The following is a 15,026-nucleotide window of genomic DNA, read 5'->3' on the forward strand; positions in this document are numbered from 1 at the left end:
GCGGGCGCGACGACTTGAGTATCGGTGCGTACGCGGCGTCGCCGCGCCGGATCGGCAGCGCCGCCCTGAGCGCGCTCCAGGTTCAGACTTGAGGGCTTCAGGTTGAGACTTGCGGGCTCGGGTGCGGGCTTGCAATTGGCGGGAAATGTTTCGGGGTCTTCGGGCTGGTAAGTTTTGGGGTACGTCAGTACCCGTGCGGGAGAGTTCCTGGGCAGCCAGCCCCAGGGCGCCGAAGGAGCAACCTCCCCGGAACCTCTCAGGCTCAAGGACCGTGCGGTGGGCGTGTCGGTACGCCCGGACGACTCTGGAAAGCAGGCGCGATGCCGCGCCTCACCGACGGTGCAAGCCCGTGCCCCGGCACGGGTGAAGCTCTCAGGTATCGATGACAGAGGGGGAGACCGGTTTTCGCCGTGTTCCCACACCCCCGGAGCTCCTGATGACCGACCGCCCCTCGCTCGCTGCCCTGAGCGCGGCGAGTCCGTTCACCCGCCGTCACATCGGCCCGTCCTCGTCGGACGAGCGCACGATGCTCGACGCGATCGGGCAGCCGTCCGTCTCGGCGCTCCTCGCCGCGGCGATCCCGGCCTCGATCCGGCTGGACGAAGGCCTCGACCTGCCGGCCGCCGTCTCGGAACCGGAGGCGACCGCCGCGCTGCGCACGCTGGCCGCCCGCAACCGGCCGATGACCCAGATGATCGGCCTCGGCTACTCCGACACGATCACCCCGCCGGTGATCCGTCGCAACATCCTGGAGAGCCCGGCCTGGTACACGGCCTACACGCCCTACCAGCCGGAGATCTCCCAGGGCCGGCTCGAGGCGCTGCTCAATTTCCAGACCGTCGTCAGCGACCTGACCGGCCTGCCGGTCTCCGGCGCCTCCTTGCTGGACGAGGCGACCGCGGCCGCCGAGGCGATGACGCTGGCGCGCCGGTCGGCCAAGAAGGTGCGCGCGGACACGTTCGTCGTCGACCCGGACGTGCACCCGCAGACGCTGGCCGTGCTGCGGACGCGCGCGGAGCCGCTCGGCATCCGGCTGATCGTGTCGTCCGAGCTCCCGGACGAACCGTTCTTCGGACTGCTGGTGCAGTACCCGGGCAGCTCCGGTGAGTTGCGGGATCCGTCGGCGCTGATCTCGTCCGCGCATGCGCGGGGTGCGTTGGTCGCGGTCGCGGCTGACCTGCTGGGGTTGTGTCTGCTCAAGTCGCCGGGGTCGCTGGGGGCGGACATCGCGGTGGGCTCGGCGCAGCGGTTCGGGGTGCCGCTCGGGTTCGGTGGGCCGCACGCCGGTTACCTGGCGGTCTCCACCGGTCTGGCGCGGTCGCTGCCGGGGCGCCTGGTCGGCGTGTCGCGGGACGCGGCCGGAGCGCCCGCCTACCGGCTCGCCTTGCAGACCCGGGAGCAGCACATCCGCCGGGAGAAGGCGACCAGCAACATCTGCACCGCCCAGGTGCTGCTCGCGGTGATGGCGGGCGCCTACGCGGTCTGGCACGGCCCGGAAGGACTGCGCCAGATCGCGCTGCGCACCCACCGGATGGCGGCGGTGCTGGCCGCGGGGCTGGGAAAGGCCGTCTCCACCGAGACGTTCTTCGACACGGTGCGGATCTCGGTTCCCGGCCGCGCGGACGACGTGCTGGCCACGGCCGCCTCCGCGGGAGTGAACCTGCTCCGGGTGGACGACGACACGGTGGGCGTCGCGTGTGACGAGACCACGACCGTCGAACACCTGCGAGCGGTCTGGACGGCGGTCGGCCTGGACGCGGCCACGCTGGACGTGCCGGCGCTGGACGTCGCCACCGGAGACGCGATTCCGGCCTCGCTGGTGCGGACCGACGAATTCCTGTCGCACCCGGTCTTTTCCGAGCACCGGTCCGAGACCGCGATGCTGCGCTACCTGCGACGGCTGTCCGATCGCGACTACGCGTTGGACCGGGGCATGATCCCGCTCGGCTCGTGCACGATGAAACTCAACGCGACCACCGAGATGGAGCCGGTCAGCTGGCCGGAGTTCGCGAACATCCACCCGTTCGCGCCGGCCTCGCAGACGGCCGGGTACGCGTCGCTCATCGGAGACCTCGAGCGGTGGCTGGCCGAGGTGACCGGGTACGACGCGGTCTCGCTGCAGCCGAACGCCGGGTCGCAGGGTGAGTTCGCGGGGCTGCTGGCGATCCGGTCGTACCACCGCGACCGCGGAGAGGCCCACCGGGACGTGTGCCTGATCCCGTCGTCGGCGCACGGCACGAACGCGGCCAGCGCGGTGATGGCCGGGCTGCGGGTAGCGGTCGTGGCGTGCGACGCCGACGGGAACGTGGACCTCGACGACCTGCGCGCGCAGGTCGCCGCTCACGCGTCCGACCTCGCCGCGTTGATGGTGACCTACCCGTCGACCCACGGGGTGTACGAGGAGACGATCACCGAGGTCTGCGGCCTGGTGCACGACGCCGGTGGCCAGGTGTACGTGGACGGCGCGAACCTCAACGCGCTGCTCGGGTTCGCGAAACCGGGCAAGTTCGGGGCGGACGTCAGCCACCTGAACCTGCACAAGACGTTCTGCATCCCGCACGGCGGCGGTGGCCCGGGCATCGGCCCGGTCGCGGTGCGCTCGCACCTCGCGCCGTACCTGCCGAACCACCCGTTGCGTCCGGACGCCGGGCCCGCCACCGGGCCGGGACCGGTCTCGGCGGCGCCGTGGGGTTCGGCCGGCATCCTGCCCGTGCCGTGGGTGTATCTGCGACTCATGGGCGCCGAAGGCCTGGCCGCCGCCACCGGAGCGGCCGTGCTCGCGGCGAACTACGTGGCGGTCCGGCTCCGGGAGCACTTCCCGGTGCTGTACTCGGGCGCCGGCGGGCTGGTCGCGCACGAATGCATCCTGGATCTGCGTCCCGTCACCAAGTCGACCGGGGTGACCGTCGACGACGTGGCCAAGCGGCTGATCGACTACGGCTTCCACGCCCCGACGATGTCGTTCCCGGTGGCCGGGACGCTGATGGTGGAGCCGACCGAGTCGGAGGATCTGGCCGAGCTCGACCGCTTCTGCGACGCGATGATCGCGATCCGGGCCGAGATCGCGGCGGTGGCCGACGGAACCTGGCCGCGCGAAGACAACCCGCTCGCGAACGCCCCGCACACCGCGGCGATGGTCACGGGGGAGTGGGATCACCCGTACGACCGGGCGCTGGGGGCGTACCCGGCCGGCCGGACGGAAGACAAGTACTGGCCGCCGGTCCGCCGCATCGACGGCGCGTACGGCGACCGCAACCTGGTGTGCAGCTGCCCGGCCCCGGAGGCCTTCGCCGAGGTGTGACCGGTCCGGTCGCGCGGTGGTGGCCGGCCCTTCGGTGCGAGAGCACCGGAGAGCCGGCCCTCAGCCGCCTGCGTAGCCGACAACCCTCGGTCGGGTCGTGGTCCAATCGTCGGGGCGCGGGGCGCGGGGCGCGGGGCGCGGGGCGCGGGGCGCGGGGCGCGGGGCGCGGGGCGCGGGGCGCGGGGCGCGGGGCGCGGGGCGCGGGGCGCGGCGCGCGGCGCGCAGGGGGCGGCCCTCGCCTTTTGGGGCGTGCGGCGCGGGGCACGTGGCGCCATCGCCTCTCGAGGCGTGCGAGGTGGGCGCCCCAGGCACGCCCGGGCCTGGCGTGTTGGGGGATACGGTCGGATCAGTTGCTACTCGGCGAACGCACGCGATGGCGGCGAGCCATGGGCGGCGAAGCCGCGGCACAGCACGGCGCCAACGCGCAGCGGGGCGCGACCGCGCGGGGCGGCCCGGCGTGTGTGAGGGTGGCCTGGCGAGTCGGGCCGGCCCAGCGCTTAGCGGGGGTCCTGGGTGCGGCCTGGGGCGACCCGGGTCACGGGCAGAGCCGCGGGCAGGTACCCGGTGCGTGGGGCCGTGGGCAAGAACCTCGTCGGCCGAGGCCCCGGGCGGGAACCCGTCAGGCGGGCACCCGGGGTCGGGCGGGGCCGGCGTTACGCGGCGGCGTGGGCCGGCTCGGGACGGCAGGGGTCGACGCAGCGGCCGTCGGGCAGGAGTTCGCCGGTGTCTTCGAAGACGATGACGCCGTTGCAGAGCAGGCTCCAGCCCTGGACGGGGTGGGCTGCGAGGATCGTCGCGGCATCCCGGTCAGGGGCTTCGAAGGAAGGGCACTGCGGCTGATGCGGGCACATCGAAGGGTCTCCGGTCAAAGTGAACTGTTGCGTTGCCATATCGATCTATCCAGGTTTTTCGGTGTTGCGGGTGTTACGGGGTGGCTCGACGGCGAACCTGTGTTCTCGCTCACATCATGGTCCCTCATCGCAACCCCAACCATCACCCGGTTGGGCTGAGTTGTGGGCAACGAAATGAAAACGGTTGGGTTGCTGCCCGGTGGTTGGGATTGTCGCGAGCGAAACAGACTGGAATGGCGGATATCCGACGGTGGAGATCCCGCAGAGTTGATCGAAGCCGCGCTGGAGGCCGCCGGCCTGCCCTCGCGATCGCTCTGTGATCCGCATCATTCCGATGCCTCTAACGATGCCATGCCGGATGAGGTAACGCGGGGGAGGAACACCCCATTCCAGAAGGTAGGTCTTGCGCCCCGTTCCGAGGAGCCGGGTACCGCCCGAACGGTGGGGGCATCGCTGTTCATCTCGGCCGCGGCGGGCGCCGCGATGATCGGCGCACCGGTCGGCCCGCCCAGTCCGGCCCCCGAGATCCCCGACGTCGTCGTCGTGTTCCACGAAGCCGCACCCGCGCCGGCCGGACCGCGGGCTCCGGCCGGCTGGAGCCTGGGGCCGTGGGTGTCGTCCTGGCGTCCGGGTGAGCACCGCGCGGCCGTCGAGGCGGCCCGCGAGGCGATCGCCCGGGGTGACGTGTACCAGGTGAACATCGTCGGGCACGCGTCCTCACCGTATCTCGGCGATCCGGACGCCGCGCTGGCCGCGGTGGCGGCCCTGCCCGGCGCGACCTGGGGCGGCCGGATCCGCGGCGAGGGCTGGGCGCTGGCCACCGGCTCGCCCGAATGCCTGGTGAGCGTCACGGACGGCCGGGTGGTCACGCGTCCGATCAAGGGCACGGCGCCCCGGACGCGAGCCGGGCACGCGGCGCTCCTGGCGTCGCCGAAGGAGCGGGCCGAGCACGTCATGATCGTCGATCTGGCCCGCAACGACCTGGGACGGATCGCGACGACCGGCTCGGTGCGGGTCGACGAGCTGTTCGCGGTGCGGCCGTGGTGCGAGCTCTGGCAGGCCGAATCCACGGTCAGCGCGACGCTGCGCCCGGACGTGGGCGTCGCGGAGCTGCTCCGGGCGGTCTGCCCCGGCGCGTCGGTCACCGGAGCACCGAAACGGGCCGCGCTCGACGTCCTGACCGCCCTGGAGCCGGTCGGACGCGGGCCGGCCATGGGCGCGCTGGGCTACGTCTCCGCGCGCGGCATCGAGCTGGGCCTGACGATCCGCACGGTGGCCGCCGTCGGTGACGACCGGACCGGCACGCTGCACCTCTGGGCCGGCGGCGGCATCACCTGGTCGAGCGTCGCCGACGACGAGGTGGCCGAAGCCGTGGCCAAGGCGGCGCCGCTGGATGCGGCGCTGCGGGGCACGGCTGCCTCCACCACGGGTAACCCGCCCACGGTGGTCGTTGCTCAGCGTAAATAAATGCAGTTATTTCGGAGGGGACTCACCGAGGATCGTGGCGAGCCACAGGCGTTCGAGGTCGTCGGCGTCCTTGGCCTTGTAGGACCTTCCGCCGGTCGCGGTGGAGATCTGGGAGAGCTCCTTCTCGTCGACGCCGTCGCCGAGGCCGAGCGTGATCACCTGGACCGGCCGGTCGGGCTTGGCCAAGCCGCGTAACTGGCTCAGCAGGGACGCCCGGCTGATGCCGTTGTCGTCCTGGTTGCGTCCGTCGGTGAGCACGACGACGAGGTTGAGCTGGCGGGGCTGCCAGTGCTGCTGCATGTACTTGTAGGCGGCGAGCACGGTGTCGTACAGCCCGGTGTTGCCGCCCGGAGTCAGGCCCAGCACCTTCTGGATGCCGACCTCGCGCCAGGGTTTGCCGGTCTTCGGGTCGGTCGATCCGGCCCGGGTCAGCGGCAGCACCTGCCGCCAGTCCTGGCTGCCGACCAGGTTGGTGGAGAACTGCCAGAGGCCGACGTGCGAGTCGTCGGCGAACAGGGAGATCGCCTTGATCGCGGCTTCCTGGACGACTTGCATCCGGGACTTGTCGCCGAGCTTCTCGACCATCGAGCCGGACGTGTCGACGACCGCGAGGAACGTCGTCGTGCGCTCGAGTGCGGACCAGTAGACGACCGTGCGGTCGACCGTCGAGGCCGAGCCGACGGTACGGGCGACCGCGCCGACCTGGTCGGAGAAGCCCAGCTCACCGAGGGTGCCACCGGCGTATCGGGTGGAGCGGTCGGCGGTGCGGAACCCGGCCCGGCCGTAGGCCTCCCTGGCTTTGCTGGTCTGCAGGTGGGCGAGGAACGCACCGGCGGCCTTCCGGCGGAACGAGTCGACCCAGCTGGCCTTGAGCACGGTGTACGGGTAGTCGGCGAACACCGTGCCCTCACCCGGGTAGATCGGGACGAGCTTCACCGGTGGCTTCGCCTGGTTGAACGCGACGATGTCGTGCTCGAGCGCGGGGAACGCGCTGACCGTCTTGAGTGCGGCGCCCTGGCTGGGTGCCTTCGCGAGCTCGGAGAACCAGCCGTCGCTGTCGGGCTTGCGGTCGGAGACCGTCCGCGCGAACACGAGTAGCGCCTTCGCCTCGTCCAGCGAGATCTTGTCGTCGGCGTTGCGGTCGGAGATCGGGATCAGGCTGAGCAGCCCGGCGGTCGACGTGGTCGGTTCGGCCATGCCTAGCTTCACCGCGCCCCAGTCGGCGTGGCCGTAGTTCTTCCAGGTCTTGTCGAGGAAGTGCATGCCGATGAAGTCGCCCCAGGAGATCTGCTTGGCGGGCCAGCCGAGCGCCTCGGCCATCGGGCGCGGCATCGCCATCACGGCCGGCGAGCTCGCCACGCTGGTGTGGTCTCCGGAGAGCATCGGCGCGACGTTCTCGCGGCGGGCCGCGGAGAGGAGCCAGGTGGTCGAGTCGGGCATCCAGACGTCGGGGCGGGTCACGTCGCCGCCGGACCTCTCCCAGTCCGGGCTCAGCGCGCCGGCGACGTCGCGCGACTCCTCGGCGGTGACGACGATCTTCGTGCAGCGACCGTCGACCTCGGGCTTCCCGTCCTGCCAGGACGCGGCCAGCGATCGGACGACGTTCACCTGGTCGGGGGAGGTCACGACCGAGAGCGTGGTCGGCGATCCGTCGCAGCCGGCTCCGGCAGCGAAGACGTAACCGGCGGTCACACCGGTGAAGACCAGTACCGCGACGACGGTGGCGGCGATCCAGGGCGGCAGGCGTCGTGATCGGCGGCGTGGCGCCTGTGCGGCGGCGTCGGCCGCGAACTCTTCCCGGCGCGTCGCCTGGCGGCGACGTTGCCGACCGGTAGCCATTGAGCGTTCCTCCGGGTCGCCTCGCGCCGGGCCGCGGAGTGGGCGTCCCGGGCTCCCCGGCGGAGTCTACGCATCGGTAGCTTTACTGGCAGTGGGCATGGGGATAACACTGAGAAGACTTCGTTCCGCAATTCTTCCGTAACGCATTGTCGAAAAAGCGGGCGTTTGCGCAGGGGTCCGGTCACGCGGAGATCACAGTTTTCGGGACCAGCGGGGGTAATGGCTCAATAGCGGGCGCAGATACCGCGAACTTCTGCGACTCCGGGTTATCGCCGGTTAATCTTCCGGCGTGATCGCGGAACGGGGTGGTGCGATGAGTGCTGCTCGGGTAGCCCGAGCCATTCTCGCTGCGGGCCTCGGGCTGGCCACCGTGGTGGGGTGCGGCAATTCCGGGGATTCGTCCGGTTCGAAGGTCGAACCGTCGGCGACGCCCTCGACCGCCAAAGTGACTCCTCCCGGCGAAGTACCGGAGGCGAAGCAGCGAGACCGGGACGGCGCCGCGGCGTTCACCGAGTACTGGTTCGCGACGTTGAGCTACGCGATCCAGACCGGCAACGTCGACCAGTTGCAGAAAGCCAGCTCGGACGCCTGCTCGGCCTGCCGGCAGGCGATCGGCGTGATCCAGGACAACTACAACGACGGCGGCTCGCTCCAGGGCGGCCTGTACACGATCCGGGACGCGAACACCTACGAGGACTTCGCCCAGGACGTGATGTCGGTGGCCGTCTCCTACGACCGCAGCCCGCGTCAGGGCTCCAGCCCGCTGGGCGTCCCGCGGGGGCGGCTGGACGGCAAGAGCTTCGCCGACTGCGACGTGCGCGTGCAGTGGACCTCCACCGGCTGGAAGGTCCGTGGCATCGACTCGGCCGATCAGATCATCTAGGCACGGGCGCGCCCGGAGGCGGTGACTACACCGTCTTCGCTTCGACGTAGCCGAACGTGATCTCCACCCGCCGGTTGCGGGCGCGTCCGCCGGCGGTCGTGTTCTCCGCCACCGGGTGGGTCTCTCCCACGCTCCGGACGACGCTCCGCGCGGTCCGGCCCGTCGTCAGGTAGACGCAGACGGCTCGCGCCCGCTCCTCGGCGACGCGCCGGTTGGCGTCCGCGTCCCCGGCGTCGTCGGTGCCGCCGGTGCAGGTCACGGTCGTGACGCCGAGCATCCGCCCCCGCAGCGCGTTGAGGTAGGGCAGTGCGGCGTCGGGGACGCCCTGCTGCCCGGCGGTGTAGAGGACCGGGTGCGGGGCGTTCACCGTGCTCGCGACGAGGATCGTGGTGGCGTCCGCCCCGACGGGTTCGCTCTTGCCGGGCACCCACATCCGGGTCGTGATCCCGGCGTCGATCCCCCCGGGACGCCCGGCGAGCGTGCGTCCGCGCGGGGTGAGGGTGACGTCCACGACCCGGGTGCCGGGTACCGGGTTGGCGGATTCCGCGGTGCCGGTGCCGAGCGCGACGTTCTCGTCGCCGACGACGGCATCGAGCGTGACCGTGCACTTGCGGACCGGGATCGGGCCGGCGGTGCAGCCGATCCGGGCGGTGCCGTCGTCGGCGATCGTCCGCTTCGCGGCCCGGACCGTCGGGATCGGACGCGCGGAGACGGTCGGCGACCAGGTGCCGCGGATGCGCTGGTCGGCGGCGTCGGTGATCTGGAAGTGCACCGGGCGGACCGCGCCCCAGAAGATGCCCCGCGGGGCGAACAGGATCCGGCCGGTGGACGGGTCGATCGAGTACGTGCCCTGGTTGCGGCTGCTCACGAACGTGACCGGCTCGTCGGTCTTGTCGAGGAGCGTCACCCAGCCGCCGCGCGGGATCGGCAGCACGACCGACTGCTCGCCGGGCGCGTCGGTCCTCAGCGCGGTGTCCGGGGTCGTGACGTGCAGGCGGCGGCGGAGCGAGCCGCCGTCCGGTGCGGTACCGGTGAGCGCGACCGTGTGCCGGCCCGTCGTCAGGGTGGCCGGGAGCGTGACGGTCAGCGTGACGTTGCCGCGGTCGTCGGCGGTGCCGGTGCCGAGCCGGGTGGCGGTGACGCGGGGGTCGAGCAGTGCGTCGGCGGTGGTGTTCGGGCCGTAACCGGCGCCGAGGAGCGTCAGCTGCTGGCCGGGGAGTGCGAGCCCGATGGCGCCGAGGGTGGTGTCGAGCGCGTCGGGCACGGTCGCCGCGGTGGGAGCGGCCGGGGCGGTGGGAGCGGCCGGGGCGGCCGCCGGATCCGCCCTGACCGGACTCGTCCCGACCGGATCCACCGCGAGGAGCGCCGTGCAGGCCAGGACGAGCAGGCGCACTCTCGGCCGGGCTCGGGTCATGATTCGTCCCTCTCGGTCGCCGAACGGGACAAAAGTAACGCATCGGGCACGATCGGCGCACTGCGCGGCGCGCCTGAGGACGAATGTTCCAGACCGGAAACTGACCGGATGTCCGGACGAAATGCCGTTTCGGCACCGTGGTCCTCGGCAGCGCAATCCCGGTTGTCGCCGGTGCGGCGGCGGCAACCGGGGCGCGCCGACCCGGGAGGATCTCGCCGCCACGGGGCGCCGGCGGCGAGGTCCTCCTACGTTTCGGCCGGTGGCTCGTCCGGCCTCAGCCGGCCCGGGACGCGGGGGAGCGGCTGGTAGCCCGGCTCGCCGGCCAGGTTCACGTTGCAGTCCTGTACCGCGCGGTCGTGCGACCGGCGGATCCCGTTGGGACGCAACGGCATCCCCGGCGGACGCCGCAGGCCCGACCCGTCGTGGTTGCCGCGGATCGACACCCACAGCGCCTTCGACCGCGGGGCCATCGTCACGAGGGCCGGTCGGACCTCGAGCCAGTCGCGCAGCGCGGCCTGGGTCGCGTGGGTGAGGCGGGCGGTGCGCGGCTCCGGTGACGGCCCCGACCGCGGTGCCGCCGGACGCCAGGTCAGCGTTCCGGCCGCGAGGTCGACGTCGGCCAGCGTCAGTGCCGCCATCTCGCCGGTGCGGAGGCCGAGTTCGCGGGTCACCGCGGCCATCGCGGCGGCCCGCACCGCACCGGCCGAGCGAGTCCGGTCGGCGCGGGTCGCGAGGTGGCCCAGCGCCATGCTCGCCGGGACGGCGTCCACCCTGGTGAGCGGCGCGGGGCGGGGGATCTCGTCGGGAACCGGGTCGGGGAGGCTCAGGTGCCGCGCGAGGATGCGCAGGCAACTGCGCCGGACGCTGCGGGTCGCGTTTCCGGACGGGCGGCCAGCCTCGCCCCGGCGGCGGAGTTGTCCGGCGTCCGCCGCGGCGAGGAACGGGCCGACGAGCGCGGGGTCGAACCAGCCCGCGAGCGTCCGGGGTGGACGACGGCCGGGGTCCTGGCCGACGAACAGCGTCAACTCGCCCGCGAGCCACCGCAGCTGCCGCAGCCGGGCCGGGCTCCGCCCGATCGCGGCCGCGGCCACGAGAGCGTCCAATGTGGCGATCGTCGAGTCCGGCACCGTCCTAAAATAACAAGCCCAGACACGTTCTGACGACGCCGACGCGCCGAACGAATGGATCCCCGACCTGTATTCCCGATAAGTCCGATCTGTGTTCGGCGGGCGGTCCCCGCGCCCGTCACCGCGTATTCTCGCGAGTTATCTGACCGATTTGCGGGTTTCCGACGGCAGGGCGCGGTGGCCGCGAGGAGTCGAAGGGCCCGCATGTCGACCTCCCCCGCCCGCGGTGGCTGCGAGGAAGCCTGGCGCGCCGGTTCGGACGCGTTCACGTCCGCGCTGGTCGACAGCCTGGAAGCCGGGGTCGCGGCCTACGACGACGCCGGGCGCCTGGTGCTGGCCAACCCCTCCCTGCGGGCGCTCTACCAGTGGCCGGCCGAGGACGCCGATCTCGACCTGCTCGACCGCCTGATCCGGGAGAGCCTCACCTACCCGGACGGCACCGGGATGCCCGCGGTGGACCGTCCGATGGACCGCGCGCTCCGCGGCGAGTCGGTGGAGCGCGTCGAGGTCCGGATCGCGGTGCCCGAGGGTCTCCCGCGCCACGCCGAGGCGACCGCCCACCCGATCCGCACGCCGGACGGCCGGACGCTCGGCGCGGTGACCGCGTTCCGGGACATCACGGTCCGGCTGCGCGCCGAGCGGTTCCGCGAGTGCGAGCTCCGGGTGGCCCGTGCGCTGGCCGGGGCGACCTCGGTCGCCGACGTCGCCTCGGCGCTGGTCCGGGCGGTCGCGAGCGCGATGGGCTGGCCGCACACCCAGCTGTGGCTGGTCGACGAGGTCGCCGACGTGATGCGCCTGGCCGCGCACTGGGATGCTGCCGGCCGCTCGCTCGACTCGATCACCCCGCCGACCGTCGCCCGCGGCTGGGGCGTCGGCGGCATCGTCTGGGACACCGGAGAGCCGATGTGGATCCCGGATATCCTGCGCACCGACCGAGTGCCGACCAGCGACTTCCCGGACCGCGCGCGCCGGCTCGCCGCCGACGGCGTCCGGGCAGTGGTGTGCGTGCCGGTGCGGGACGGCCGCGCGGTGCTCGGCGTGCTGACGGCCATCGCCGATCACCGCGAGGACGACGGCGAGCGGGTCGTGCTGCAGCTGAGCTCGATCGCCAATCAGGTCGGCCACTTCCTGTCCCGGCTGCGCGCCGACGAGCTCGCCCGCGAGCTGGCCCGGACGAAGGAGGACTTCTACACGCTGGTCGGGCAGGAGCTGCGTACTCCGCTCGCGTCGATCGTCCGGATGGTGGAAGCGCGCGCCACCCGCGACCCCGGCCTGCGGGAGATCGGCCGCGACGCGGCCGCGGTCGGCGCGGTCCTCGACGACCTGCTCGACCTGACCGCCCTCGAGGGCGGAAGCGGTGGCCTGGCGGTGCGGACCGTGGACCTCGCGGCCCTGGTGTCGGCCGTGGTCGAGGACCTCGCCCGGACTTCCGGCGTGATGCTGCACACCGGCCTGCCGACCCACCTGCTCGTTCAGGGGGACGCCCGGAGGCTCCGGCACGTCGTCGACACGGTGCTGGGCAACGCGGTGCAGTTCACGCCGACCGGCGGGAACGTGTACGTGGGCCTGCGGGACGATCCGGGTGTCGCGGAGCTCACAGTCGTCGATTCCGGGATCGGAGTGCCGCCGGACGAGCGGCGGCGGGTCCGGCGGAGCGCTGCCGGTGCCGACGCGCCCGAACGGCACATTCCCGATGACGCGGTGGGGCTGAGCCTCACCCGCGCGGTCGTCCGCGCGCACGGCGGTGAAATCGATGTCACGTACGGTGATCACTCCGGTATGACGGTGGTCGTGCGGCTTCCCGTCGGTGGCCCGACCGGCGGAGCTGGGTGACAATCGGAGACGGGTCAAGCAGTCGGCCGTTCGCACCGGACGTACCGACTGAGGAGAACCTAGGGTGGACGAAAATCCCGTGCAGTGGGTGCGCTCGGACCGCTTGCTCCTGGTCTGGCTGCGCGGCGCGGTTGATCCGGCGGTGACCGGCCTGCTGAATCAGGTCGTCGCGACGTCGGCGCGGTGTGATCGAGTGGTGCTGGACCTGACCGGAGTGACGTTCTTCGGGGCGACCGGGCTGAACTTCGTGTCCGGGCTGGCCGCGCGGGTGTCGGCCCCGATCGTGGTCAGCGGGTTGCCGGAGTTCGTCCGCACGGTGCTGACGCGGACCGGGATGGATGCGCTGGTGTCGCTGCCGGTCCGCTGAGTCCGGTGGCCGATGATTTCTGGAAACGTTGACGGGGGTTGGCAGGGTTCTGGGTCAGGGTGCTCCCATGACAGTTGATCTCACTGGCACGGTGGCCCTGGTAGCGGGTGGCACACGCGGCGCGAGCCGCGCGATCGCGGTGGAACTGGGGAGGGCCGGGGCCTTCGTCTACGTGACCGGCCGGTCGTCGGCGGGCCGCCGTTCGGAGGTGGATCGGCCCGAGACGATCGAAGAGACCGTCGGGTTGATCGAGGCCGCCGGTGGCTCCGGCGTCGCGGTCCGCGTCGACCACCTCGAGGCGGACGAGGTGCGCACGCTCGCCGAACGGGTGGACGCCGGGCACGGCCGTCTCGACGTGCTGGTCGACGGGCTCTGGGGCGGCGACCCGCATCTGCAGTGGGGCAAGCCGGTGTGGGAGCACGATCTCGGCGCGAGCCTGCGGATGCTCCACCTGGGCATCGACGCGCACGTGATCACCAGCCACTTCCTGCTGCCGCTGGTGACGCGTCGGCCGGGCGGGCTCGTCGTCGAGATGACCGACGGCACCGAGGAGTACAACCAGCAGTTCCGGAAAGGCACCGCGCTGGCGTTCTACCTGGCCAAGTACGCGTCGCACGGGATGGCCAAGGCCGAGGCGTTCGAGCTGGCCGAACACGGCGTCACCGCGGTGGCGTTCACTCCCGGCTGGCTGCGGTCGGAGGCGATGCTCGACGCGTTCGGCGTCCGCGAGGAGAACTGGCGGGACGCGCTGGCGAAGGTGCCGCACTTCGTCATCTCCGAGTCGCCGACGTACGTCGGGCGCACGGTCGCGGCGCTGGCCGCCGACCCCGACCGGGCGCGGTTCTCGGGCCAGACGCTCGACAGCGGCTCGCTCGCGCAGCAGTACGGCGTCGTCGACGTGGACGGCAGCCGGCCGGACGCGTGGCGGTACCTGGTCGAGGTCGAGCAGGCCGGTAAACCCGCCGACGCGACCGGCTACCGGTGACGCTCCACCATCTGTCGTGCGGCCTCGGCGAAGAGGGCGCGCACGGCGGGTGGCGAGACGACCTCGACCTCGGGGCCGAATCCCAGGAGCTGCCCGGCGGCGATCTCCGGTGATTCCAGCGCGAGCGTGACTTCGCGCCAGCCTTCGGCGTCCGGAGGTGCCGCGGTGCGCAGCGCGTCCCGAGTGACGTCCAGATCGAGCATCTTGGGGAGGCCACGGAAGGCACGGGGGCCGAGCCGCACCCGCACGTCGATGCGCCGGAGCGAGCGCTCGAAGCGCGCGGACGACTGCTGCCACCAGGCGGCGAGGTCGAACCCCGGGGGTCGTTCGAAGATCTCGTCGAGCTCCTCGGCGGCGGCGATGCGGCCGACGCGGTAGGTCCGCAGTGCTGTCCCGACGTTCGCGACCAGGTACCAGACACCGGCTTTGAGGACGAGGCCGAGCGGGTCGGCGGTGCGCTCGACGATCGACTCGTTGCGCTGGTACTTCACCCGGAGGCGGTGCTGGTTCCAGACCGCGCGGGCGACGGTCGCGAGGTGATCGGTGTCGTCGGCGACCCGGAACCAGTCGGGGGCGTCCAGGTGGAAACGGTGCGCCACGACCTGGGCCTGGTCGCGGAGCTCGGCCGGAAGGGTGGCGGCGACCTTGGCGTGCGCGGCCGAGACCGCGGTGCCGAGGCCGAGTTCGGCCAGCGCGCGCGGGACGCCCATCGCGAACAGGGCGACGGCCTCCCGGGACGTGAGGCCGTCGAGCTGGGAGCGCCAACCCTCGACGAGACGGACGCCGCCGTGGCGGCCGGTCTCGGTCCAGAGCGGCACCCCGGCCTCGCGGAGGGCGGCCAGGTCGCGGTGCAGCGTGCGTTCGGAGACGCCGAGTTCGCCGGCCAGCTCGGGGACGGTGGCTGCCGTCCGGCGCTGCAGAACGAAGAGGAGGGCCACCAGCCGTTCCGCGCGCATCCA

General features: G+C 72.4%; 11 protein-coding genes and 2 riboswitches. Of the genes, 6 read left to right on the top strand and 5 right to left on the bottom strand.

Annotated features, from left to right (window positions below; all coding sequences use genetic code 11):
- The first annotated feature begins 186 nt into the window (after positions 1 to 186).
- Positions 187 to 282: riboswitch (glycine riboswitch) on the top strand.
- A 12-nt stretch (positions 283 to 294) separates the two neighbouring features.
- Positions 295 to 399, top strand: a riboswitch (glycine riboswitch).
- 37 nt (positions 400 to 436) lie between these two features.
- Positions 437 to 3,301 (top strand): aminomethyl-transferring glycine dehydrogenase, encoded by a 2,865-nt coding sequence (gene gcvP, locus ACIBZJ_RS39740; RefSeq protein ID WP_395938802.1) that lies wholly within the window; start codon positions 437 to 439, stop codon positions 3,299 to 3,301.
- A gap of 653 nt (positions 3,302 to 3,954) precedes the next feature.
- On the opposite strand, the gene ACIBZJ_RS39745 is transcribed toward gcvP, so the two are convergent.
- Positions 3,955 to 4,152 carry a DUF5999 family protein gene (locus ACIBZJ_RS39745; protein ID WP_142709831.1) on the bottom strand — a complete coding sequence of 66 codons (198 nt, stop codon included), beginning with the start codon at positions 4,150 to 4,152 and terminating at the stop codon, positions 3,955 to 3,957.
- A 174-nt stretch (positions 4,153 to 4,326) separates the two neighbouring features.
- On the opposite strand from ACIBZJ_RS39745, the gene ACIBZJ_RS39750 reads away from it, so the two are divergent.
- Positions 4,327 to 5,619, top strand: coding sequence for a chorismate-binding protein (locus ACIBZJ_RS39750; RefSeq protein WP_395938803.1), 1,293 nt, complete (start codon positions 4,327 to 4,329; stop codon positions 5,617 to 5,619).
- 6 nt (positions 5,620 to 5,625) lie between these two features.
- Here the strand turns inward: ACIBZJ_RS39750 and ACIBZJ_RS39755 are convergent, their stop codons facing one another.
- Positions 5,626 to 7,458, bottom strand: a complete 1,833-nt coding sequence (locus tag ACIBZJ_RS39755; protein WP_395938804.1) for a substrate-binding domain-containing protein — start codon at positions 7,456 to 7,458, stop codon at positions 5,626 to 5,628.
- Between the two features lie 313 nt (positions 7,459 to 7,771).
- On the opposite strand from ACIBZJ_RS39755, the gene ACIBZJ_RS39760 reads away from it, so the two are divergent.
- Entirely contained in the window at positions 7,772 to 8,341 is a 570-nt protein-coding gene (locus ACIBZJ_RS39760) for a DUF6318 family protein (protein ID WP_395938805.1), read from the top strand.
- A 25-nt stretch (positions 8,342 to 8,366) separates the two neighbouring features.
- On the opposite strand, the gene ACIBZJ_RS39765 is transcribed toward ACIBZJ_RS39760, so the two are convergent.
- Positions 8,367 to 9,755: an OmpA family protein gene (locus ACIBZJ_RS39765; protein WP_395938806.1), complete on the bottom strand. Its 1,389-nt coding sequence runs from the start codon at positions 9,753 to 9,755 to the stop codon at positions 8,367 to 8,369.
- A 245-nt stretch (positions 9,756 to 10,000) separates the two neighbouring features.
- Positions 10,001 to 10,882, bottom strand: coding sequence for a hypothetical protein (locus ACIBZJ_RS39770; RefSeq protein WP_395938807.1), 882 nt, complete (start codon positions 10,880 to 10,882; stop codon positions 10,001 to 10,003).
- 204 nt (positions 10,883 to 11,086) lie between these two features.
- Between ACIBZJ_RS39770 and ACIBZJ_RS39775 the strand changes: the two genes are divergently transcribed.
- The 3 genes from ACIBZJ_RS39775 to ACIBZJ_RS39785 all read left to right on the top strand — a co-directional run bounded on the left by ACIBZJ_RS39775 (position 11,087) and on the right by ACIBZJ_RS39785 (position 14,067).
- Positions 11,087 to 12,715 carry an ATP-binding protein gene (locus tag ACIBZJ_RS39775; protein ID WP_395938808.1) on the top strand — a complete coding sequence of 543 codons (1,629 nt, stop codon included), beginning with the start codon at positions 11,087 to 11,089 and terminating at the stop codon, positions 12,713 to 12,715.
- 64 nt (positions 12,716 to 12,779) lie between these two features.
- Positions 12,780 to 13,082, top strand: coding sequence for an STAS domain-containing protein (locus tag ACIBZJ_RS39780; RefSeq protein ID WP_395938809.1), 303 nt, complete (start codon positions 12,780 to 12,782; stop codon positions 13,080 to 13,082).
- 67 nt (positions 13,083 to 13,149) lie between these two features.
- Positions 13,150 to 14,067, top strand: a complete 918-nt coding sequence (locus ACIBZJ_RS39785; protein ID WP_395938810.1) for an SDR family oxidoreductase — start codon at positions 13,150 to 13,152, stop codon at positions 14,065 to 14,067.
- On the opposite strand, the gene ACIBZJ_RS39790 is transcribed toward ACIBZJ_RS39785, so the two are convergent.
- Entirely contained in the window at positions 14,058 to 15,023 is a 966-nt protein-coding gene (locus ACIBZJ_RS39790; protein WP_395938811.1) for a helix-turn-helix transcriptional regulator, read from the bottom strand. The two genes, ACIBZJ_RS39785 and ACIBZJ_RS39790, sit on opposite strands and share 10 nt — an antisense overlap.
- Between the last annotated feature and the right edge of the window lie 3 nt (positions 15,024 to 15,026).

This window comes from Cryptosporangium sp. NPDC051539 (assembly GCF_044454545.1).
Taxonomy (GTDB): Bacteria; Actinomycetota; Actinomycetes; order Mycobacteriales; family Cryptosporangiaceae; genus Cryptosporangium.